A 20,439-nucleotide genomic window follows, 5' to 3' on the forward strand; every position below is an offset into this window, starting at 1 on the left:
GCGCGCGATTCACTAGGAAAGTCAGTGACTTCAGCGACTTATGCACAGCGTTGCATTTCATGTCACCCGTCACAAACTGTCATCAAACTGTAATAATAGACGCCTAGCCGCCTTCCCGTGACGAGGAAATTCAGCGCCCCTGACAGTGGACACCCCCTCCATGGCGCCGAGCCTCGTCGTCCTTTCGTTCCATCAGGGAAGAGTCGCAAATGCTCACCAAGAAACTTCTTTCGGCCTGCCTCGGCGCCGGCCTGGTTGCCGCTCTGGCAGTCTCGGCCTCCGCTGCCGATATTACCGGCGCTGGTTCGACCTTCGTCTATCCGGTTCTTTCGAAGTGGTCGGCAGACTACAACAAGGAAACCGGCGACAAGCTGAACTACCAGTCGATCGGTTCGGGCGGCGGTATCGCCCAGATCAAGGCTGCAACGGTTGACTTCGGCGCTTCCGACGCCCCGCTCAAGCCGGAAGATCTGACGGCTGGCGGCTTTGGCCAGTTCCCGCTCGTTGTCGGCGGCATCGTTCCCGTCATCAACGTCAAGGGCATCAAATCAGGCGAACTGAAGCTCTCCGGCAAGGTCCTCGCTGACATTTACCTCGGCAACGTCACCAAGTGGAACGACAAGGCCATCGCCGATCTGAACCCGGGCCTGAAGCTGCCCGACAGCCAGATCGCAGTTGTTCACCGTTCGGACGGCTCGGGCACCTCCTTCAACTGGACCAACTTCTTCTCCAAGGTAAACCCGGACTGGAAGTCGAAGGTTGGTGAAGGCACTGCCGTTAACTGGCCGGTCGGCATCGGCGGCAAGGGCAACGAAGGCGTTGCTGCTTACGTTACCCGCGTCAAGGACTCGATCGGTTACGTCGAATACGCCTACGCCCTGCAGAACAAGCTGCCCTACGTTCTCATCCAGAACGCTGCCGGCCAGTATCCGAAGCCGAACGCTGAAAGCTTCTCGGCTGCCGCTGCAAGCGCAGAATGGGGCAAGGCTCAGGACTTCTACCTGATCATGACCAACGCTCCGGGCGAAAAGGCCTGGCCGATCACGGCAACCACCTGGGCCATCATGTACAAGGAGCCGAAGGACGCTGAACGCTCCAAGGCTGCTTTCTCCTTCTTCAAGTGGGCTCTCGAAAAGGGCCAGAAGGAAGCTTCCTCGCTCGATTACGTTCCGCTTCCGGACACGCTCGTGAAGCAGATCGAAGATTACTGGACGGCCTCTTTCAAGAGCTGATCCTGACGAAACTGCGGTCGGGGCGGAAAGCCAAGCTTTCTGCCCCGAATGCCTTTGACACCCCCTCAAAGCAGCAGAGCGTACGGATATGAGCGAAGCATTGGCATCGCTGCCCGCCGACACCGCGGGCGTGAAGCGCCGCGACGGCGCCGCAGGCGATCGGATTTTTTATTGGATAGTTTTGGGCTGCGGCCTGTTTGTTCTCGCCGCTCTGCTGGCAGCGGCGATCTCCATGGCCATGGGCGGGCTTCTTGCCTTCCGCACCTTCGGCTTCGGCTTCCTGACCGGCACCGAATGGGATCCGGTTGCTCAGCAATTCGCAGGTCTCGTGCCGATCTACGGCACGCTGGTCACCTCGGCACTCGCCATGATCATCGGCGTTCCCGTTAGCCTCGGCATCGCGGTTTTCATTACCGAAGTTGCGCCGCGCTCCATCCGCGGACCGATCGGCGGTGCCATCGAGCTTCTCGCCGGCATCCCCTCGATCATTTACGGCATGTGGGGTCTTTTCACCTTTGCTCCGTTCATGTCGGATTACATCCAGCCGGTGCTCATCGACTGGCTGGGTCCGATCCCGCTGATCGGTGCGCTGTTTTCGGGTGCCCCGCTCGGCATCGGCATGCTGACCTCAGGCATCGTGCTGGCGATCATGATCATCCCCTTCATCTCGTCGGTCATGCGTGACGTCTTCCTAGTCGTCCCCGCGCAGCTGAAGGAATCGGCCTATGCGCTTGGTTCGACAAAGTGGGAAGTGGTGCGCGACATCGTCATTCCGCACACCCGCACTGCCGTTGTCGGTGGCATCTTCCTTGGTCTCGGCCGCGCGCTCGGCGAGACCATGGCGGTCACCTTCGTCCTCGGCAACACCCATAACATTGCCGTGTCGCTGATGGAGCCCGGCACCTCGATTGCCGCGACGCTCGCCAATGAGTTTGCCGAGGCTTCGGACGACCTCTACCGGTCGTCGCTGGCAGCACTTGGCCTCATCCTCTTCGTTGTCACCTTCATCGTTCTGGCGGCCGCCAAACTCATGCTGGTGCGTATGGCAAAGCAGAGGGGGGAATAATCATGGCTACCTATTCGGGCTCCCTCTACCGCCGCCGCCAGATCGGCAGCGCAATCGCGCTGACGCTCTGCGGCATCGCCACCGTACTCGGCCTGGTCTTTCTGGTGTGGATACTCTGGACGACGCTGGTCCACGGTCTGTCTGCGCTGAGCCCCAGCCTTCTCACGGAAATGACACCGCCGCCCGGCGAAGACGGCGGCGGTCTCGCCAACGCGTTCATGGGCAGCCTGCTGATGGTCGTTCTCGCCGTTGTGATCGGTACACCGATCGGCGTGCTCGCCGGCACCTACCTGTCGGAATTCGCCCGCGGCAAGAAGCTCGGCGAGGCCATCCGCTTCGTCAACGATATCCTGCTCTCTGCGCCGTCGATCATCATCGGCTTGTTCGTCTATGAAGTGGTCGTCCGTCCGACCTCACGCTTCTCCGGCTTTGCCGGCGGCATCGCGCTCGCCTTCATCTTCCTGCCGGTCGTGGTGCGCACGACCGACGAGATGCTGAGGCTGGTTCCCGATGTCATGCGTGAGGCAGCCCTTTCGCTCGGCATTCCGCGCTGGAAGGTCACTCTCAACGTCCTCTATCGTGCCGCCTCCACGGGTATCCTCACCGGTATCCTGCTTGCGATCGCCCGCATTTCGGGCGAAACCGCGCCGCTCCTCTTCACGGCTCTGAACAATCAGTATTGGAGCCTGGATATGTCGCAGCCGATGGCGAACATTCCCGTCGTCATCTTCCAGTTTGCCATGAGCCCCTATGAGCAATGGCAGAATCTTGCATGGGCCGGTGCCTTCGTGATGACGGCCGTCGTTCTAATCCTGAGCGTCGTATCGCGCTCCGTCCTGAACCGAAAAGGTGGGAAATGATGCTTCAGTCTGCAGACACTATCGATACTGCCAGCAAGCTGGAAAAGCCGATGGCGAGAGATAAGATCTCCCTCGAGAAAGTCAATTTCTATTACGGCGACGCCCACGCGATCAAGGATGTGAGCCTGAGCTTCCCGGAGCGCCAGGTCTCGGCCCTGATCGGTCCGTCCGGCTGCGGCAAGTCCACCCTGCTGCGCATCCTGAACCGCATCTACATGCTGTATCCGAAGATGCGCGCCACCGGCTCGATCAAGCTCGACGGCAAGAACATCCTCGACCCGAGCTTCTCGATGAATGAACTGCGCGCCCGCGTCGGCATGGTGTTCCAGAAGCCGGTGCCGTTCCCGATGTCGATCTATGACAACATCGCCTATGGCATTCGCCACCACGAGCGCCTCAACAAGGCCGATATGGACGTGCGCGTCGAGCAGGCGCTGCGTCAGGCCGCTCTCTGGGATGAGGTGAAGGACAAGCTGAAGGGCAGCGGCCTCGGCCTTTCGGGCGGCCAGCAGCAGCGTCTTTGCATCGCCCGCGGCGTGGCGCTGCGTCCGGAGGTGCTGCTTCTCGACGAGCCGACCTCGGCCCTCGACCCGATCTCGACTGCCAAGGTCGAAGAGCTGGTCGCGCAGTTGAAGGGCGAGTTCACGATCGTCATCGTCACTCACAACATGCAGCAGGCAAGCCGCATCTCTGACAACACAGCCTTCATGTATCTGGGCGAATTGATCGAATACGGCCCGACCGCGCAGATCTTCCAGTCTCCGAAGGTCAAGCGTACGGAAGACTACATCACCGGCCGTTACGGCTGATGCGATATTTCCTCGCGGAACAGAAACGGCCGGCACGCGATGAGCTTGCCGGCCGTTTTCGTTTCCGAGTGTCGGATATGAAGGCTTACCAGACGAGATCCAGGCGATCGAGCCCGTGGAAGTGGTAGACGTCCTTGACGACGGGCGTCTTGGCAAGTTTGAGCCCCGGCAGGCGCTTGAACAGTATCGGCAGCACGACGTTGAGCTCCAGCCGCGCCAGCGGCGCGCCGATGCAGAAATGGATGCCGGCGCCGAATGAGAGATTGGGTGCCTCGTTGCGGTCGGGCTTGAAGGTGAGGGGATCGCTGAATTTCGCTGGATCGTGATTGGCGGCGGCCAGGATCATGCTCACCTTGTCGCCGCGCTTGAACGCGATGCCGTCGATCTCGGCGGGCTCGAGCGCCCAGCGCTGGAAGATGTGGACGGGCGCGCAGATGCGCAGTGACTCCTCGACGGTGCGCTCGGTGGCGGTTTCGTCGCGGAAAAGCTCAGCCGGGTTGTAGCCGCTATCCAGAATGATGCGCACCGAATTGCCGATCTGGTGGACCGTCGCTTCATGGCCGGCATTGAGCAGCACGATGGTCGTCGAGATGAGCTCGTCTTCCGTCAGGTACTGGCCCTTGTGCTCGGTATGGATCATATGTGTCAGCAGGTCGTCACGCGGTTCGGACCGGCGCACGGCAATGACCGTCTTCACATAATCGGAAAATTCCCGTGCCGCCTGCTCCGCAGCATCTTCGTCTGCACGGGTGCGCCCGAACATATACATGCGCACATAGGCATGTGACCACTTGAGGAGCTGCGGCCCCATTTCCTCGGGAATGCCGATCATGCGGGCGATCATCGTCACCGGGATGATATCGGCAAAGGCCGAAAGCAGCTCGACTTCGCCCTTGTCGGCAAAGGCGTCGATCAGCCTGTTGGTAAGTTCTTCGATTTCCGGCTTCATCTTCTCGACATGGCGCGAGACGAAGGCGCGGTTGACGAGGGTGCGCAGCCGCGTGTGTTCCGGCGGCTCCAGCTCCAGCAGCGAATAGCGCTCGGCGAGATCGAAGGCGGCGAGGTGCGGTTCAGGTTCGGGCAGGCCGAGCTCCTCGCGGCTGGCAATATGCAGGATCTGCCGGCCGAACCGGCGGTCGCGCAGCAGCCCGTTCACATGATCGTAGCCGGTGACGAACCACTGCTTCTGCTGTTCCCAGTAGAAGGTGGGACAATGGGCATGGAGCGCGGCATAGACCGCGTTCGGGTTGCCGTAGAAGGCCGGGTCGCTGCCGTCGAGCGACACATGGCGGGTGGCTGGATCGATCTTGAGGAAGGGCGGTATCATCATGGGCAGAGGCTTAGCGGATTTGCCTTGCCTCGAAAAGATGGCCACTCAGCCTGCGCGGGAAAGTACACCCATGCGGCGTAGTGCTTCCACCTGATCGTCGACCGTCGGCACGAGTTCGCCGGCATGGGAGTTCGGCTCGCCAGGCGCGGGTGCCGCCGCTTCTTCCTCGCCGAAGACGACCGTGCAGTTACGGCCGGCAGCTTTTGCCGAATAGAGCGCACGGTCGGCGGCCGACACCAGCCGGTCGATATTGGCTTCGATCGCCGAGGAAAGCGCGATGCCGACGCTGACGGTGGCGGGGATCAGTGCCTCGCCCGTGCTGACCGGCAGGCGGCAGAATTCGGCGCGGATCGATTCCGCCAACGCTTCGGCTTCCGTCTGGTCGCGGACGGTCACGAAGGCCGCGAATTCTTCGCCGCCCATGCGGCCGAAGATATTGTTCGGGATATACTGACGGGCAAGGCGGGCGAAGGCGGTGAGGACGGCATCGCCCGACTGATGGCCGAAACGGTCGTTGACGCGCTTGAAATGGTCGAGGTCAAAGAGGATGACACCGACCTGGTGCTGCTCGTCATGTGCCTTTTCCTGGATCTTGTCGAAATAGCCGAGCAGGCCGCGGCGGTTCAGCACGCCCGTCAGCGAATCCGTCAGCGTCAGGAAGCGCAGGTGACGTTCCGACCGTTCCATGATGAGGCGGCAGGTGAGCGCGAAGGCGATGGTGAGCAGGAAGGCGCTGGCCATGGCGGCCCCGCCGCTGAAATTCGTCGCCTGCTTATCCGAGGGCAGGATAAGCGCCATTGCCAGCGCCACGCCGAAGCAGAGGAAGGCCTGCAGCACAAAGACGGCCATCAGCATGATGCGCGTGCGTTCGCGATGGATATCGCCGGCGGCTATCGCCATGGCAAGCGCAGTGGCGCCGGTCGCCGAGGCGAGATTGTAGAGAATGACGCGGTTGGAATAATCCTCGTTGATCCACGGCAGGAAGACGCCTGCAAGCCAGATTACTGGCGGCAGAAGCGCCCACCATTCCATCTTCTTGCGGTCGAGCGCCAGGAAGCCGGCGACCCAGGCACTTTGTCCGAGCAGGGCGATGGCATTGCCGATCTCGATGGAAAGCAGGTCGGGGATTTCGCCGCGGACCGCAACCAGCGCAAAGCCGATGCCGCTGAACAGGAAGCCGAGCCCCCAATAAAGGTAGGCGCCGCTTTTCCGGTCGTGGCGCCAGGCCACGAACAGAACCAGAGCCAGCGTAAGGGCTTCGGAACACCAGATGGACAGACCTGTAGTGACATTGAACACGGCAGCAACCCCTTGAGAATTGGCCGCATCCTTGCCGAAGAAGCTCGCTGTTTGATTAATGGCACAGATCTGCGCTCGGCAATTTCGTCGATATCTGCCGGTAAGCTTTCCGCCCGGTAAATACCCGTGAGATCCATCGGGCGCGGTAAGCCTTCCTTCATCCTGTCGCAGAGAATAACTGTGAGAGCCAAAGGTCTGGCCTCGCCGTTAACAAGCGTTTGGGAGAAACGGGATAGGGAAATGTCAAAGCCATATGTCGCGCCTGCTTCTTAACGTTATCCTTATGCGTGTCTTGAAGAGGGGGGCTGGGACACTCTATGTAGGGACAAGGCATTTTTCTTTGATTCCCGGCTTTCGCCGGAAAGACGTTAAAAGGACGCACATGAGAAACCCAGTCGATACCGCTATGGCACTCGTGCCGATGGTTGTGGAACAGACCAATCGCGGTGAACGCTCCTACGACATCTATTCCCGCCTGCTCAAGGAACGCATCATCTTCCTGACGGGCCCTGTCGAGGACCATATGGCGACACTCGTCTGCGCCCAGCTTCTCTTCCTCGAGGCCGAAAACCCGAAGAAGGAAATCGCGCTCTACATCAATTCGCCGGGTGGTGTCGTCACTGCCGGCATGGCGATCTACGACACGATGCAGTTCATCAAGCCGGCCGTTTCGACGCTTTGCATCGGTCAGGCCGCTTCCATGGGCTCGCTGCTTCTGGCCGCCGGTCACAAGGACATGCGCTTCGCCACGCCGAATTCACGCATCATGGTCCATCAGCCTTCGGGCGGTTTCCAGGGTCAGGCATCGGACATCGAGCGCCACGCCCGCGACATCCTGAAGATGAAGCGCCGCCTCAACGAGGTGTATGTGAAGCACACGGGCCGTACCTATGAGGAAGTCGAAAAGACCCTTGACCGCGACCATTTCATGGATGCGGACGAGGCCCAGACCTGGGGCGTCATCGACAAGGTTCTGACCTCGCGCATCGAAATGGAAGGCGATCAGGCCTAGTAATTAATAGGGATGGTGTTTTCGCCGCCACAGTTCTATCCCATTTGTGATTGAACAAGGGGTTTCATCTGGCGGCGGAGACGCTAATAGTAACTATTAATGCTATGTTGAATTTTTGTGACATAGCATTCGGCATTCGAAGGGGAATTCGTTGCCGCCGGTACCCGGACATGATTGATTGGGCCCGGTTCGTACCCCCTGAAGCCCTTGTCGGCAGGAACTCCGGGTAGGGAGTGCTGCCAGGGAGCTGATTGAGTGGACCGTGATTTCGCGTTCGAAATGCGGCGTGCTGGAAGGAAAGTGATATGAGCAAGGTCAGCGGCAGCAACGGCGGCGACAGTAAGAACACCCTCTATTGTTCTTTCTGCGGAAAGAGCCAGCATGAAGTCCGGAAGCTTATTGCCGGACCGACCGTGTTCATCTGCGATGAATGCGTCGAGTTGTGCATGGACATCATCCGCGAGGAGAACAAGTCCTCGATGGTCAAGTCCCGTGACGGCGTCCCGACGCCCCAGGACATCATCAAGGTCCTCGACGAATATGTCATCGGCCAGCGTCAGGCGAAGAAGATCCTGTCGGTCGCCGTTCACAACCACTACAAGCGTCTCGCGCACGCCTCCAAGAACGGCGACGTCGAATTGGCGAAGTCGAACATCATGCTGGTTGGCCCGACCGGCTGCGGCAAGACCTATCTTGCCCAGACGCTCGCCCGCATCATCGACGTTCCCTTCACGATGGCCGATGCGACGACGCTGACGGAAGCCGGCTATGTCGGTGAAGATGTCGAAAACATCATTTTGAAGCTTCTGCAGGCTGCGGATTACAATGTCGAGCGCGCCCAGCGCGGCATTGTCTACATCGACGAAGTCGACAAGATCTCCCGCAAGTCCGACAACCCGTCCATCACCCGTGACGTATCGGGCGAGGGCGTGCAGCAGGCGCTTCTGAAGATCATGGAAGGCACGGTTGCTTCCGTACCGCCGCAGGGCGGCCGCAAGCATCCGCAGCAGGAATTCCTGCAGGTCGACACGACGAACATCCTGTTCATCTGCGGCGGCGCCTTTGCTGGCCTCGACAAGATCATTTCGGCTCGCGGCGAGAAGACCTCGATCGGCTTCGGCGCGACCGTTAAGGCACAGGACGACCGCCGCGTCGGCGAAGTGCTGCGCGAACTAGAGCCGGAAGACCTGGTCAAGTTCGGCCTCATCCCGGAATTCATCGGTCGTCTGCCGGTTCTGGCGACGCTGGAAGACCTCGATGAGGATGCACTGATCCAGATCCTGTCCGAGCCGAAGAACGCCCTGATCAAGCAGTATCAGCGCCTGTTCGAGATGGAAGACGTGGAACTGTCCTTCCACGAGGACGCGCTGCGCGAAATCGCCCGCAAGGCGATCATCCGCAAGACCGGTGCTCGTGGCCTGCGTTCGATCATGGAAAAGATCCTGCTCGACACGATGTTCGAACTGCCGGCGCTGGAAGGCGTTCGTGAAGTCGTCATCTCCGAAGAGGTCGCACGCGGCTCGGCCCGTCCGCTGTATATCTACGCCGACCGCCAGGACGAGAAGGCAAACGTTTCGGCCTGAAGCTTGAGCTGAGAACCGTTATTTTAAGGGGCTTGCCTTGTGCAGGCCCCTTTCTATTTGAAAACAGGTGCCGGGCGCTGATAATAGTTGCGGGCAAGGTTGAAAACAGCCTTCGCCGATATTGCGCAAAGGATGACCCTTGGCAATGATGCTGTGATTCCGTAGCGTGTTGCTGGCGTTGTTATTTTAGGCGGTTCGGAAATGGTAAGCGTCGCTCCAGATAGGCGCTTCATTGTGTTGGCGTTCCATGTAATAAAGCTGTCACAACCGTGGAACGCGGGCGTTAACGTGGCTTGAAAAGCGTAGTCAGAACCTCCACTTGTAACAACAAGTGAGAGTGCCGGCCGGTCCCAAGCGGCCGCGCCAAAGAGCCCGGTAACGGGACGATGGAAAGGAATAAAAATGACGAAGAAAACGTCTGTAGCGAGCACCAGCACCGCCTATCCTGTTCTCCCCCTGCGCGACATCGTGGTATTCCCCCATATGATCGTCCCGCTGTTCGTCGGACGGGAAAAGTCGATCCGCGCGCTCGAAGAGGTCATGGGTTCCGACAAGCAGATCATGCTGGTCACCCAGATCAACGCCAGCGATGATGATCCGGACCCGTCAGCGATCCATCGCGTCGGTACGGTTGCGAACGTGCTGCAGCTCCTGAAGCTGCCTGACGGCACCGTAAAGGTTCTGGTCGAAGGCCGTGCCCGCGCCGAGATCGATACCTATACGAGCCGCGAGGATTTCTACGAAGCCCTCGGCCATGTGCTCGAAGAGCCGCATGACGATCCGGTCGAACTGGAAGCCTTGTCGCGTTCCGTCGTGTCGGAATTCGAGAGCTACGTGAAGCTCAACAAGAAGATTTCGCCCGAGGTTGTCGGTGCGGCCAGCCAGATCGACGACTATTCGAAGCTCGCCGATACGGTTGCTTCGCACCTGTCGATCAAGATCACCGAGAAGCAGGAGATGCTGGAAACCACCAGCGTCAAGGCTCGCCTCGAAAAGGCGCTTGGCTTCATGGAAGGCGAAATCTCGGTCCTGCAGGTCGAAAAGCGCATCCGCTCGCGCGTCAAGCGCCAGATGGAGAAGACCCAGCGCGAATACTACCTGAATGAGCAGATGAAGGCGATCCAGAAGGAACTCGGCGACGGCGAGGAAGGCCGCGACGAGATGAGCGAACTGGAAGAGCGCATCGCCAAGACCAAACTGTCCAAGGAAGCCCGTGAAAAGGCCGATGCGGAGCTGAAGAAGCTGCGCCAGATGAGCCCGATGTCGGCGGAAGCCACCGTCGTGCGCAACTATCTGGACTGGCTGCTCGGTATTCCCTGGGGCAAGAAGTCGAAGATCAAGGCCGATCTCAACAATGCCGAGAAGATCCTCGAAGCCGATCACTTCGGTCTCGAAAAGGTCAAGGAGCGCATCGTCGAGTATCTGGCGGTCCAGGCTCGTGCCACCAAGATCAAGGGTCCCATCCTGTGCTTGGTCGGCCCTCCGGGCGTCGGTAAGACCTCGCTCGCCCAGTCGATTGCCAAGGCAACCGGCCGTGAATATGTCCGCATGGCTCTCGGTGGCGTCCGTGACGAAGCCGAAATCCGCGGCCACCGCCGCACCTATATCGGTTCGATGCCCGGCAAGGTCATCCAGTCGATGAAGAAGGCGAAGAAGTCCAACCCGCTCTTCTTGCTCGATGAGATCGACAAGCTCGGCCAGGATTATCGCGGCGATCCGTCTTCGGCTTTGCTCGAGGTACTCGATCCGGCTCAGAACTCGACCTTCATGGACCACTACCTGGAAGTCGAATACGACCTGTCGGACGTGATGTTTATCACGACGGCGAATACGCTGAACATCCCGGCTCCGCTGATGGACCGCATGGAAATCATCCGTATCGCCGGCTACACCGAAGACGAAAAGCGCGAGATCGCCAAGCGGCACCTGCTGCCGAAGGCCATCAAGGAACATGCGCTGCAGCCGAGCGAATTCTCGGTCAGCGACGATGCCCTGATGGCGATCAGCCAGCATTATACCCGCGAAGCCGGTGTCCGTAACTTCGAACGCGAATTGATGAAGCTCGCCCGCAAGGCGGTCACAGAGATCATCAAGGGCAAGACGAAGTCGGTTCACGTCACGGCAGCGAATATCGACGATTATCTTGGCGTTCCGCGCTTCCGCCACGGCGAAGCCGAGCGTGAGGATCAGGTCGGCGTGGTCACGGGTCTTGCCTGGACGGAAGTTGGCGGCGAGTTGCTGACGATCGAAGGCGTCATGATGCCCGGCAAGGGCCGCATGACCGTCACCGGCAACCTGAAGGAAGTGATGAAGGAATCGATCTCGGCAGCGGCGTCTTACGTCCGCTCGCGCGCCGTCGATTTCGGCATCCAGCCGCCGCTCTTCGACAAGAGCGACATCCATGTGCACGTGCCGGAAGGCGCAACGCCGAAGGATGGTCCGTCTGCAGGTGTCGCGATGGCAACCGCGATCGTCTCGATCATGACTGGCATTCCGGTCAACAAGGATGTGGCAATGACGGGTGAAATCACCCTGCGCGGCCGTGTCCTGCCGATCGGCGGCCTGAAGGAAAAGCTGCTGGCCGCATTGCGCGGCGGCATCAAGAAGGTGCTGATTCCGGAAGAGAATGCCAAGGATCTGGCAGAGATTCCGGACAACGTGAAGAACAACATGGAGATCATTCCGGTCTCCCGCATGGGCGAAGTGATCAAGCATGCGCTGGTCCGTCGTCCCGAGCCGATCGAGTGGGATGGCACGGTGGAAACGCCCGTCATCGCGACTGTCGAAGGGCTCGATGATGCAGGTGCAGCCATCGCTCATTGAGCTTTGGCGGCCACATTTATGCCCAATTGTTGCAAATCCTGAAAAAGGCCGGCGGAAACGCCGGCCTTTTTTGTGAAAACGTCATGTAGACGCTTGCTTTTCCTTGATTTGCAGGGTTTTTGGGTTCTCGGCGGGCCTGATGAAAGCGATTTCTGCGCCTAGCTTACAGATTGAGTTGTTTCAAACCATTTAGAAAGGGGTGGAAACATGAACAAGAATGAACTCGTGTCCGCAGTAGCCGAAAAGGCTGGACTGACGAAGTCTGACGCAGCATCTGCCGTAGACGCAGTTTTTGATGTTGTGCAGGCCGAGCTGAAGAACAAGGGCGACATCCGTCTCGCTGGCTTCGGCAGCTTCACGGTTTCTCATCGCGCTGCCACGAAGGGTCGCAACCCGTCGACCGGCGCCGAAGTTGACATTCCGGCACGCAACGTGCCGAAGTTCACGCCCGGCAAGGGCCTGAAGGACGCCGTCAACGGCTGATACGAGATTGTCCGCCGGCCGTAAACGAGAACGGTCGCGCAGGATTTCGAGGGGGGTTCGGCATCGCCGGACCCCTTTTTGTTTTCGCCGCTTGCGGCATGCAGCGCTTTGTCTTACGACGGTGATGTTCTCAGGGCGGGGTGAAAGTCCCCACCGGCGGTAAGGGCTACGGCCTGAGCCCGCGAGCGCCTTCTCAAGCCTTGGTTTGGGAAGGGTCAGCAGATCCGGTGTGATTCCGGAGCCGACGGTTAGAGTCCGGATGAAAGAGAATGAGCATGGCCGCGCGCGGGCAGGGATCTGTCGGCGTCTGCGTTCTGTAGCCTCATGCGTCCTGATTTATGTTTGGTCCCTATTCCGGATGGAAGACATGAATCAGAATTCCCTTGCAGTTTCGCACTCCCGCGCCTTCGCCGGTGCAGCCTTCATGGTGCTTGGAGGCGTCGTCTTCTCGCTCCTCAATGTCGTCACCCAATGGCTCACGATGAAGCTTGCCTTCCCGGCGGCCTCCGCAGCCTTCTGGCAATATGGCTTCGCCTTCCTTTTCTCCTTGCCCTTCCTGCGCAAGGTTGGCCTTTCTGCCATGCGCACGGATTATCCCTGGCGGCATATCGTGCGTGTCGTCCTTGCCGCGCTCGGCGTCGAGGCTTGGGTCTCCGGCCTCGCCTCCGTGCCGATCTGGCAGGCGATCGCACTCGTCATGACCTCGCCCTTCTTCATCATTCTCGGCGCACGCCTTTTCCTCGGCGAGCGTGTTGGCCCCACTCGCTGGATGGCGACAGGTGTCGGCTTTATCGGCGCCATGATCATCCTCCAGCCATGGTCGGACAGCTTCACCTGGGCAGCACTTCTGCCTGTTATCTCGGCCCTGCTTTGGGGCGCCTCTTCGCTCATCACCAAGAGCCTGACCGGCATTGAGAAGCCGGAGACGATCACCGTGTGGCTGCTGGTGCTGCTGACGCCGATCAATGGCGGCCTGGCGCTCGCGGCGGGCTTTGTGGTGCCGACGGGCGCCGCACTTGCTCTCTTCCTTCTGGCAGGCCTCCTGACGGTCGTGGCGCAATATCTGCTGACGCTCGCCTATGCCAGTGCCGACGCTGCCTATGTGCAGCCTTTCGACGACCTGAAGCTGCCGCTGAACGTGCTCGCCGGCTGGCTTTTCTTCGGCTATGCGCCGGCTGGTTATCTGTGGCTCGGCGCTGCGCTTATCCTCGCCGCGTCGCTCTTCATCATGCGCAGCGAGATGCGTCGCGAACGGCAGGCGGCCTGACGCAAACCGTACAAAATGTCGCAGGCTGTCATGTGTCTGTCATGGCAGTCCCGCAAAAAACCTCTGTTCGATTTTTTCGACATTGGGGGATTTTCAATGACATTGTCTTCGCGCAAGGCAGCGCTCGCTGCCATGCTTTTTGCATCCGTTGCCTTCCCGGCAGCGGCCGAGCCGGTTTTCAACCGCATCGCCTCTTTCCCGGTCGCGACCAACCTGCCGGCTGACAAGGACAAGCTTTCGGCCACCTCGGCCGAAATCATTACCGCTTCGCAGGATGGTAACACGCTGATCTACAGCGACAGTCCGCTCGGCGCGATTGGCTTCATCGACATCACCGATGCCAAAGCGCCCAAGGCCGGCGGCGCGCTGATGATGGACGGTGAACCGACCTCGGTCACGACTGCAGCCGGCAAGGCGCTCGTCGCCGTCAACACCGGCGAAAGCAAGCAGAAGCCGTCAGGCCGTCTGGCGATCGTCGATATCGCCGGTAAGAAGATCGATGCCACCTGCGATCTCGGCGGCCAGCCTGATTCGATCGCCCTCAACAAGGATAGGACGCTCGGCACTATCGCGATCGAAAACGAGCGCGACGAAGATGTCAACGACGGCAAGATCCCGCAGATGCCGGCAGGCGACCTCGTCGTCTTCCAGGTCAAGACCGACGGTACCGTCGATTGTGGCACAATCAAGCACGTTGCCCTGGCCGGTCTCGCCGGCGTTGCACCCGAGGATCCGGAGCCGGAATTCGTTGCCTTCAACAGCCAGAACGAAATCGCCCTGACCCTGCAGGAAAATAACGAGATCATCATCCTCGACGGCGCGACCGGCACGGTGAAGACGCATTTCACCGCCGGCACCGTTGATCTCACCGGCATCGACACCAAGCGTGACGGCGCCCTGAAATTTACCGGCGAGAAGAAGGGCGTCCATCGCGAGCCCGACGCTGTGAAGTGGCTGGACGACAACCGTCTCGTCGTCGCCAACGAAGGCGATTATGAAGGCGGTTCGCGCGGCTTCACCATCTTCGACAAGACCGGCAAGGTCCTCTTCGAATCCGGCAGCTCCTTCGAGCGTGCCGTCGCCGCGCTCGGCCACTATCCGGAAAGCCGCTCCTCGTCGAAGGGCGTCGAGCCGGAAGGTCTCGAAGCGGCCAAGTTCGGCACTGACAACCTGTTCTTCCTGCTCGCCGAGCGCGCTTCCGTCGTCGGCGTCTACAAGGACACGGGCGCCGATCCGGAACTGCTGCAGATCCTGCCGTCGGGTATTTCTCCGGAAGGCGCGATCGCCATTCCGCAGCGTAACCTGCTTGCGACCGCCAATGAACTCGACCTCGGCAAAGACGGCGGTGCGCGTTCGCACGTGATGATCTACGAGCGCCGCGAAGGCGAGAAGGCCTATCCGCACATTGTCTCCGCCGAGAAGGACGGCAATCCGATCGGCTTTGCAGCCCTTTCGGGCCTCGCCGCCGTTCCGGGCAAGCCGGGCATGCTCTACGCCGTCAGCGACAGCGTCCTCGGTTCGCAGCCGACGATCTACACGATCGACGCCACCAAGAAGCCGGCCGTCATCACCGATGCGCTGGTCGTCAAGCGTGACGGCGCTCCGGCTCAGAAGCTCGATATCGAAGGCATCGCTGTTGCCGCCGACGGCTCCTTCTGGCTGGCTTCGGAAGGCTATACCGAGCGCCTGGTTCCGCATGCGCTCTACAATGTTACCGCCAAGGGCGACATCAAGACCGAGATCGCCCTGCCGAAGGAGTTGCTCGCCAACGAAATCCGCTACGGCTTCGAAGGTGTCACGATCATCGGTACCGGCGACGATACAACGCTGTGGATGGCCGTTCAGCGCGAGTGGAACGACGACGAGAAGGGCTTTGTGAAGCTCCTCTCCTATAACCCCAAGAAGAAGGAATGGGGCGGCGTCCGCTATCCGCTTGATAAGACCGAGAGCGGCTGGGTCGGCCTCTCCGAAATCACCGCTCAGGGCGACAGCGTCTACATCATCGAGCGCGACAACCTCGTCGGCGATGCGGCCAAGCTGAAGAAGCTCTATAAGGTCGCAATCTCCGACCTGAAGCCCGGCAAGCTCGGGGCCGAACTGCCGGTCGTCAAGAAGACGGAAGCCCATGATTTCATCGGCGACCTGAAGTCGGCCACCAATGGCTATGTTCTCGACAAGCTGGAAGGTTTCGCCTTCGACGCATCAGGCAAGGCCTATGCTGTGACCGACAATGACGGTGTGAGCGACTCCTCGGGCGAAACCCTGTTCTTCCCGGTCAACCTGACCGCTACGAACTGAGTTCGCATTCCCGCGAAATGGAAAGGCCGGGTTTTGCCCGGCCTTTTCTTTGGCTCAATCACACTGACGACCCGACGGACCTAGACCATGAATTTGGGCAGTGCGGCCGCCAATGCGTCGACGGCAAGACGGATCCTGAGCGGCAGGTGCGGTGTCTGCAGCCAAAGCGCATGGCAGTCATAGAGAAACTCCGGCTGACCCGGCAGCAGCACTTCCAGCGCTCCAGCCTGCACGCGGTCGCGGATGAGCCAGTAAGGCAGCCAGGCAAGCCCCATGCCGGCCGTTGCCGCATCTGCAATTGCATCGAGATCATCGAGCCGCAATCGGCTGTTCGGCCGAACTTCCACCGGAGGCTGGTCGCCATGCGGGAAGAGCCATGGGCTGAAGCGGGCAGAGCGTGCGTAGATGATCGCATTGTGCCTGCCGATATCTTCGATCTGCTCAGGTCTACCATGCGCATCGAGATAGCTCGCTGAGGCGCAGACCACCATGCGCTGGCGCGCGACGCGGCGCGCGATAATGCCTGACCTGTCTGCCAGTTCGCCGGTCCGGATCGCGAGATCGTAACCGTCATCGGCGAGATCGGTAATGGGATCGCTGAGCGACAGATCGAGTTCGAGGTTCGGATATCGCTTTGCAAGCTCGATCAGAACCGGAAGCACGCAATGACGCCCAAAATGCACGGGCATGGTGACACGCAGCTTGCCGCATGGTTCGGAAAGATGATCGATCGCGAGCGCATCCGCCGCCTCCGTCTCGGCAAGGATCATCCGACAGCGCTCATAATAGGCGCGCCCAAAATCCGTCAGGCTCTGGCGGCGTGTCGTCCGGCTGATAAGGCTGACCCCCAATCGCTCTTCCAGAAAGCGGATGTGCTTGCCGACCATGGGGCCAGATAGGCCGAGTGCTGCTGCCGCTGCCGCAAATGAGCCCAGATCCACGGCCTTCACGAAGACGGTCATGCTGGTGAGACGATCCATATTGCAAACCCATAGTTTCTTCTGTCTTGCTTTCTGGCGAATTTATCTTCTGTCGTCCGCTTGTCATAGCTCATTCGGTTCAATTGTTTTGGAGTCGATGGAAATGGCACGCATAATCCGCTTTCACGAGCTGGGTGGTCCCGAGGTTCTTCGCATCGAGGATGTAAATGTACCGGCACCCGGGCCGGGGCAGGTTCAAATCCGCGTCAAGGCGCTGGGCATCAACAGAGCCGAGGCGCTGCTCCGGTCCGGCAACTACATCGAGACTGCGCCTTTGCCATCTGGGCTGGGCCTCGAAGCGGCCGGCATCGTCGAGGCGGTAGGCGAGGGCGTGGATGGCTTTGCGCCGGGTGACGGCGTCAGCATCATTCCGCCGATCTCCATGGTGCGCACACCGGCTTATGGCGAACTGGTCGCATTTCCCGCTGAATACGTAGTCAGGCACCCGCCGTCGCTCTCCTGGGTGGCGGCAGCCGCGATTTGGATGCAATATCTCACGGCCTATGGCGCTCTTATCGATATTGCTCGGCTGCAGAAGGGTGATTTCATTGCCGTTACCGCGGCATCGAGCAGCGTGGGGCTTGCTGCGATCCAGATCGTCAACATGGTGGGTGCCACGCCGATCGCGATCACGAGGACCGCGGCGAAACGTCAGTCATTGCAGGATGTCGGTGCCGCGCATGTCATTGCATCGCAGGAGGAGGACCTTGAAATGCGGCTGAGGGAAATCGCCGGGGCGGACGGTGTGCGGGTCGTCTTCGACGCCGTGGCAGGCCCGATCTTCGGACCGCTGACGGCAGCAATGTCATCGGGCGGCATTCTCATCGAATATGGCGGACTGAGCTCGGCGCCGACGCCCTTTCCTCTGCCTGCCGTGCTCGGAAAATGTCTGACGCTGCGCGGCTATCTCGTTCACGAAATCACCCGCGATCCGGCCCGGCTGGACGCGGCAAAGCGGTTTATTCTGGAAGGGTTCGCATCCGGTGCTCTCAAACCCGTCATATCAAGGACATTCCCCTTCGAGCAGATCGTCGAGGCGCACCGCTTCCTGGAATCGAACGAGCAGTTCGGCAAGATTGTCGTAACGGTGTGATCCAGCACGGGCCGGATGGATAGATCAGGCCCGGCCGTCTTGGCCGGCCGGGCCTGAGCAATCAGTCAGGGCCTACCAGCGCTGATGGACATGCGGTGCGATCAGTCGCTTGTAAATCTCGCGTGTCGCCGCCATGACGTCAGCCGAGAGCGGCGCAAGATCGGCGGCGGCCGCATTGGCCTTGGCCTGCTCGGCATTGCGTGCGCCGGGGATGACGACCGTGACGGCCTCTGCCATCAGGATCCAGCGCAGCGCAAAGGCGGCCATGCTCGCACCCGCCGGCACCAGTTTGCGTACTTCCTCGACGGCCTGCAGGCCGACCTCGAAGGGCACGCCCGAGAAGGTCTCGCCGACATCGAAGGCTTCGCCATTTCGGTTGAAGTTGCGGTGGTCGTCGCTTGCGAACTTCGTGTCGCGGGTGATCTTGCCGGAGAGCAGGCCGCTGGCGAGCGGCACGCGGGCGATGATCGCCACGTTCTTGCGGCGGGCTTCGCTGAAGAACAGATGATCGGGACGCTGGCGGAAGATGTTGTAGATGATCTGGATGCTGACGACGCCGGGATATTCGATCGCTTTCAGTGCTTCCTCGACCTTCTCGACGCTGACGCCGTAGCCCTTGATCTTGCCGGCCTTCTGCAGCTCGTCCAGACCTGCGAAGACTTCCGGGCGATAGAGCACTTCCGTCGGCGGGCAGTGGAGCTGCACGAGATCGAGGCTGTCGACCTGCAGGTTTTTCAGGCTGCGGTCGATGAAGCCTTCCAGATTGGCCTTGGTGTAGCCATCAGCGACATGCGGGTTCAGACGGCGGCCGGCCTTGGTCGCGACCATCGGGCGTTCACCGCCGCGCGCCTTCAGCACTTCGGCAATGATCTTTTCGGAACGGCCGTCGCCATAGACGTCGGCGGTATCGATGAAGGTCATGCCGGCGTCGAGCGCGGCATTCAAGGCAGCGCGGCCGTCCGCTTCGCTGACATCGCCCCAGGAGCCGCCGATCTGCCAGGCGCCGAAGCCCACATCGGTGACGGTAAAGGGCAGGCGGCCAAAAGCATGATGTTTCATGGAAATCCTCCGTTCGTGATGAAAGGCCCTCGCAGTAGCAGGCGCCGGGTAGGGCGGCAATTGCCGATGGCGCTTGGATCGCCTGCTGCGATCAAATATCCTTGTCCACGACGGCTTCAACCGCAGACGACGGAAGAACAGGAAAGATCATGGATATCAAGGCTACAGGCTCGCGCCCTTCCACGAAGGGCCAGGCCGATTATTTCACCGGCTCAGTTCGTCTCGATCCGCTCGTCGAGGCGCCGGAGCCGGCGCGCGTGCGGGGCACTCACGTGACCTTCGAGCCGGGCGCGCGCACTGCCTGGCATACGCACCCCCTGGGGCAGACGCTGATCGTTACGTCAGGCAGAGGCCTCGCTCAGACATGGGGCGGGGAAATCAGGGAAATCCGCCCGGGTGATGTTGTGTGGTTCCCGCCGGGCGAGAAGCACTGGCATGGCGCAAGCCCCGAGACCGCCATGAGCCATATCGCCATCCAGGAAGCATTGAACGGCAGCGTCGCCGACTGGCTGGAGCAGGTCAGCGACGAGCAATATGCTGGCAAGGCCTGAGGCGGCTGCCCGACTTCAGGCTCTGAGAGAGCGCATGCGATTCGAGCTTCCGTTGCGAAGCTCTGTCGCGGGCCGAGGCGTTTCAGGCATCCCCACCGCATCCGTGCGGGCTGCTTGTGGAAAACCTGACGCAACGGATATGAGGTCCGCAGGCAAAGCAGAATCGCCGATTTGCCGGGAGGATCGAGAAGGCTTTCCGAAACAATTTCAGGACTGTCATGGTTTTGTCTCCAAACCTGCTTGACACTAAAAGGCGAACCCCTTAGTTAGCCGCTCATCCCAACGGCCAGCCCGTTTGGAGAAGGTGCTCAGGCACCGGATTGCTTGAAAGAATGCGGGTGTAGCTCAGTCGGTTAGAGTGCCGGCCTGTCACGCCGGAGGTCGCGGGTTCGAGCCCCGTCACTCGCGCCATTTCAAAGCAGGCGTCAATTTGACGCCGTCTGTCCGGTTGCGTGGTATCCTCACGGTCCGAAAGGTCCAATGCGCGGGTGTAGCTCAGTCGGTTAGAGTGCCGGCCTGTCACGCCGGAGGTCGCGGGTTCGAGCCCCGTCACTCGCGCCATTTATCTCCGAAAAGCCATGCAGTTTCCGAGGGTCAGCCATGCGGCCTTCCACGACATTTGCGGATTTGTCGCGACATCGTTGCATCTGCTTGATAATGTCCGTCTCACGCTGTTCGAATAGCTTCTGTAAAA

The 20,439-nt window shown here is 60.3% G+C and carries 16 protein-coding genes, 2 tRNA genes and 1 riboswitch; of the genes, 14 read left to right on the top strand and 4 right to left on the bottom strand.

Annotation, left to right across the window (positions count from 1 at the left end; translation table 11 throughout):
- Window positions 1–209 precede the first annotated feature (209 nt).
- The 4 genes from pstS (at window position 210) to pstB (ending at window position 3,967) form a co-directional block, all read left to right on the top strand.
- The gene (gene pstS, locus AB4Z13_RS07265; RefSeq protein ID WP_007819837.1) at window positions 210–1,232 is read left to right on the top strand and encodes a phosphate ABC transporter substrate-binding protein PstS; all 1,023 of its coding nucleotides are present in this window, start codon (window positions 210–212) and stop codon (window positions 1,230–1,232) included.
- Between the two features lie 88 nt (window positions 1,233–1,320).
- Window positions 1,321–2,298 carry a phosphate ABC transporter permease subunit PstC gene (pstC, locus tag AB4Z13_RS07270; RefSeq protein WP_439014666.1) on the top strand — a complete coding sequence of 326 codons (978 nt, stop codon included), beginning with the start codon at window positions 1,321–1,323 and terminating at the stop codon, window positions 2,296–2,298.
- 2 nt (window positions 2,299–2,300) lie between these two features.
- On the top strand, window positions 2,301–3,158 hold the full coding sequence (gene pstA / locus AB4Z13_RS07275) for a phosphate ABC transporter permease PstA (RefSeq protein ID WP_439014667.1): 858 nt from the start codon (window positions 2,301–2,303) through the stop codon (window positions 3,156–3,158).
- The gene (pstB, locus tag AB4Z13_RS07280; RefSeq protein WP_439014668.1) at window positions 3,158–3,967 is read left to right on the top strand and encodes a phosphate ABC transporter ATP-binding protein PstB; all 810 of its coding nucleotides are present in this window, start codon (window positions 3,158–3,160) and stop codon (window positions 3,965–3,967) included. Before pstA ends, pstB begins: the two co-directional genes overlap by 1 nt.
- A gap of 85 nt (window positions 3,968–4,052) precedes the next feature.
- Here the strand turns inward: pstB and AB4Z13_RS07285 are convergent, their stop codons facing one another.
- Together AB4Z13_RS07285 and AB4Z13_RS07290 are read right to left on the bottom strand one after the other, a co-directional pair.
- Window positions 4,053–5,297, bottom strand: coding sequence for a cytochrome P450 (locus AB4Z13_RS07285; RefSeq protein WP_113324453.1), 1,245 nt, complete (start codon window positions 5,295–5,297; stop codon window positions 4,053–4,055).
- A gap of 45 nt (window positions 5,298–5,342) precedes the next feature.
- Entirely contained in the window at window positions 5,343–6,596 is a 1,254-nt protein-coding gene (locus tag AB4Z13_RS07290; protein ID WP_113324452.1) for a GGDEF domain-containing protein, read from the bottom strand.
- A gap of 382 nt (window positions 6,597–6,978) precedes the next feature.
- On the opposite strand from AB4Z13_RS07290, the gene clpP reads away from it, so the two are divergent.
- From clpP to AB4Z13_RS07320, 6 genes are all read left to right on the top strand, one after another.
- Window positions 6,979–7,608: an ATP-dependent Clp endopeptidase proteolytic subunit ClpP gene (gene clpP / locus AB4Z13_RS07295; protein ID WP_007819825.1), complete on the top strand. Its 630-nt coding sequence runs from the start codon at window positions 6,979–6,981 to the stop codon at window positions 7,606–7,608.
- Window positions 7,609–7,913: 305 nt separating this feature from the next.
- Window positions 7,914–9,191, top strand: coding sequence for an ATP-dependent Clp protease ATP-binding subunit ClpX (gene clpX / locus AB4Z13_RS07300; protein WP_007819824.1), 1,278 nt, complete (start codon window positions 7,914–7,916; stop codon window positions 9,189–9,191).
- Between the two features lie 402 nt (window positions 9,192–9,593).
- Window positions 9,594–12,014, top strand: a complete 2,421-nt coding sequence (gene lon, locus AB4Z13_RS07305; RefSeq protein WP_113324451.1) for an endopeptidase La — start codon at window positions 9,594–9,596, stop codon at window positions 12,012–12,014.
- 207 nt (window positions 12,015–12,221) lie between these two features.
- The gene (hupB, locus tag AB4Z13_RS07310) at window positions 12,222–12,497 is read left to right on the top strand and encodes a DNA-binding protein HupB (protein WP_003558438.1); all 276 of its coding nucleotides are present in this window, start codon (window positions 12,222–12,224) and stop codon (window positions 12,495–12,497) included.
- A 122-nt stretch (window positions 12,498–12,619) separates the two neighbouring features.
- Window positions 12,620–12,772: riboswitch (FMN riboswitch) on the top strand.
- Window positions 12,773–12,855: 83 nt separating this feature from the next.
- On the top strand, window positions 12,856–13,764 hold the full coding sequence (locus AB4Z13_RS07315; RefSeq protein WP_439014669.1) for a DMT family transporter: 909 nt from the start codon (window positions 12,856–12,858) through the stop codon (window positions 13,762–13,764).
- 96 nt (window positions 13,765–13,860) lie between these two features.
- The gene (locus tag AB4Z13_RS07320) at window positions 13,861–16,062 is read left to right on the top strand and encodes an esterase-like activity of phytase family protein (protein ID WP_439014670.1); all 2,202 of its coding nucleotides are present in this window, start codon (window positions 13,861–13,863) and stop codon (window positions 16,060–16,062) included.
- An 80-nt stretch (window positions 16,063–16,142) separates the two neighbouring features.
- On the opposite strand, the gene AB4Z13_RS07325 is transcribed toward AB4Z13_RS07320, so the two are convergent.
- A complete protein-coding gene (locus AB4Z13_RS07325; protein ID WP_113324449.1) occupies window positions 16,143–17,042 on the bottom strand; it encodes a LysR substrate-binding domain-containing protein in 900 nt (299 codons plus the stop codon).
- A 103-nt stretch (window positions 17,043–17,145) separates the two neighbouring features.
- Between AB4Z13_RS07325 and AB4Z13_RS07330 the strand changes: the two genes are divergently transcribed.
- Window positions 17,146–18,135, top strand: a complete 990-nt coding sequence (locus AB4Z13_RS07330) for a zinc-dependent alcohol dehydrogenase family protein (protein WP_113324479.1) — start codon at window positions 17,146–17,148, stop codon at window positions 18,133–18,135.
- A gap of 72 nt (window positions 18,136–18,207) precedes the next feature.
- On the opposite strand, the gene AB4Z13_RS07335 is transcribed toward AB4Z13_RS07330, so the two are convergent.
- Complete coding sequence (locus tag AB4Z13_RS07335; RefSeq protein ID WP_310382960.1) at window positions 18,208–19,194, bottom strand: aldo/keto reductase; 987 nt, start codon at window positions 19,192–19,194, stop codon at window positions 18,208–18,210.
- 149 nt (window positions 19,195–19,343) lie between these two features.
- Between AB4Z13_RS07335 and AB4Z13_RS07340 the strand changes: the two genes are divergently transcribed.
- The 3 genes from AB4Z13_RS07340 (at window position 19,344) to AB4Z13_RS07350 (ending at window position 20,306) form a co-directional block, all read left to right on the top strand.
- Window positions 19,344–19,745 (top strand): (R)-mandelonitrile lyase, encoded by a 402-nt coding sequence (locus AB4Z13_RS07340; RefSeq protein WP_113324447.1) that lies wholly within the window; start codon window positions 19,344–19,346, stop codon window positions 19,743–19,745.
- Between the two features lie 334 nt (window positions 19,746–20,079).
- Window positions 20,080–20,156, top strand: a tRNA-Asp gene (locus AB4Z13_RS07345).
- A gap of 73 nt (window positions 20,157–20,229) precedes the next feature.
- A tRNA-Asp gene (locus AB4Z13_RS07350) sits at window positions 20,230–20,306 on the top strand.
- Window positions 20,307–20,439 lie beyond the last annotated feature (133 nt).

This window comes from Rhizobium sp. YAF28 (assembly GCF_052113285.1).
Taxonomy (GTDB): Bacteria; Pseudomonadota; Alphaproteobacteria; order Rhizobiales; family Rhizobiaceae; genus Rhizobium.

What these genes read in the sequence shown, in the direction of transcription:
- pstS (WP_007819837.1), top strand. Translation starts at nt 210, where the DNA reads ATGCTCACCAAGAAACTTCTTTCGGCCTGCCTCGGCGCCGGCCTGGTT.
- pstC (WP_439014666.1), top strand. Translation starts at nt 1,321, where the DNA reads ATGAGCGAAGCATTGGCATCGCTGCCCGCCGACACCGCGGGCGTGAAG.
- pstA (WP_439014667.1), top strand. Translation starts at nt 2,301, where the DNA reads ATGGCTACCTATTCGGGCTCCCTCTACCGCCGCCGCCAGATCGGCAGC.
- pstB (WP_439014668.1), top strand. Translation starts at nt 3,158, where the DNA reads ATGCTTCAGTCTGCAGACACTATCGATACTGCCAGCAAGCTGGAAAAG.
- AB4Z13_RS07285 (WP_113324453.1), bottom strand. Translation starts at nt 5,297, where the DNA reads ATGATGATACCGCCCTTCCTCAAGATCGATCCAGCCACCCGCCATGTG.
- clpP (WP_007819825.1), top strand. Translation starts at nt 6,979, where the DNA reads ATGAGAAACCCAGTCGATACCGCTATGGCACTCGTGCCGATGGTTGTG.
- clpX (WP_007819824.1), top strand. Translation starts at nt 7,914, where the DNA reads ATGAGCAAGGTCAGCGGCAGCAACGGCGGCGACAGTAAGAACACCCTC.
- lon (WP_113324451.1), top strand. Translation starts at nt 9,594, where the DNA reads ATGACGAAGAAAACGTCTGTAGCGAGCACCAGCACCGCCTATCCTGTT.
- hupB (WP_003558438.1), top strand. Translation starts at nt 12,222, where the DNA reads ATGAACAAGAATGAACTCGTGTCCGCAGTAGCCGAAAAGGCTGGACTG.
- AB4Z13_RS07315 (WP_439014669.1), top strand. Translation starts at nt 12,856, where the DNA reads ATGGAAGACATGAATCAGAATTCCCTTGCAGTTTCGCACTCCCGCGCC.
- AB4Z13_RS07320 (WP_439014670.1), top strand. Translation starts at nt 13,861, where the DNA reads ATGACATTGTCTTCGCGCAAGGCAGCGCTCGCTGCCATGCTTTTTGCA.
- AB4Z13_RS07325 (WP_113324449.1), bottom strand. Translation starts at nt 17,042, where the DNA reads ATGGATCGTCTCACCAGCATGACCGTCTTCGTGAAGGCCGTGGATCTG.
- AB4Z13_RS07330 (WP_113324479.1), top strand. Translation starts at nt 17,146, where the DNA reads ATGGCACGCATAATCCGCTTTCACGAGCTGGGTGGTCCCGAGGTTCTT.
- AB4Z13_RS07335 (WP_310382960.1), bottom strand. Translation starts at nt 19,194, where the DNA reads ATGAAACATCATGCTTTTGGCCGCCTGCCCTTTACCGTCACCGATGTG.
- AB4Z13_RS07340 (WP_113324447.1), top strand. Translation starts at nt 19,344, where the DNA reads ATGGATATCAAGGCTACAGGCTCGCGCCCTTCCACGAAGGGCCAGGCC.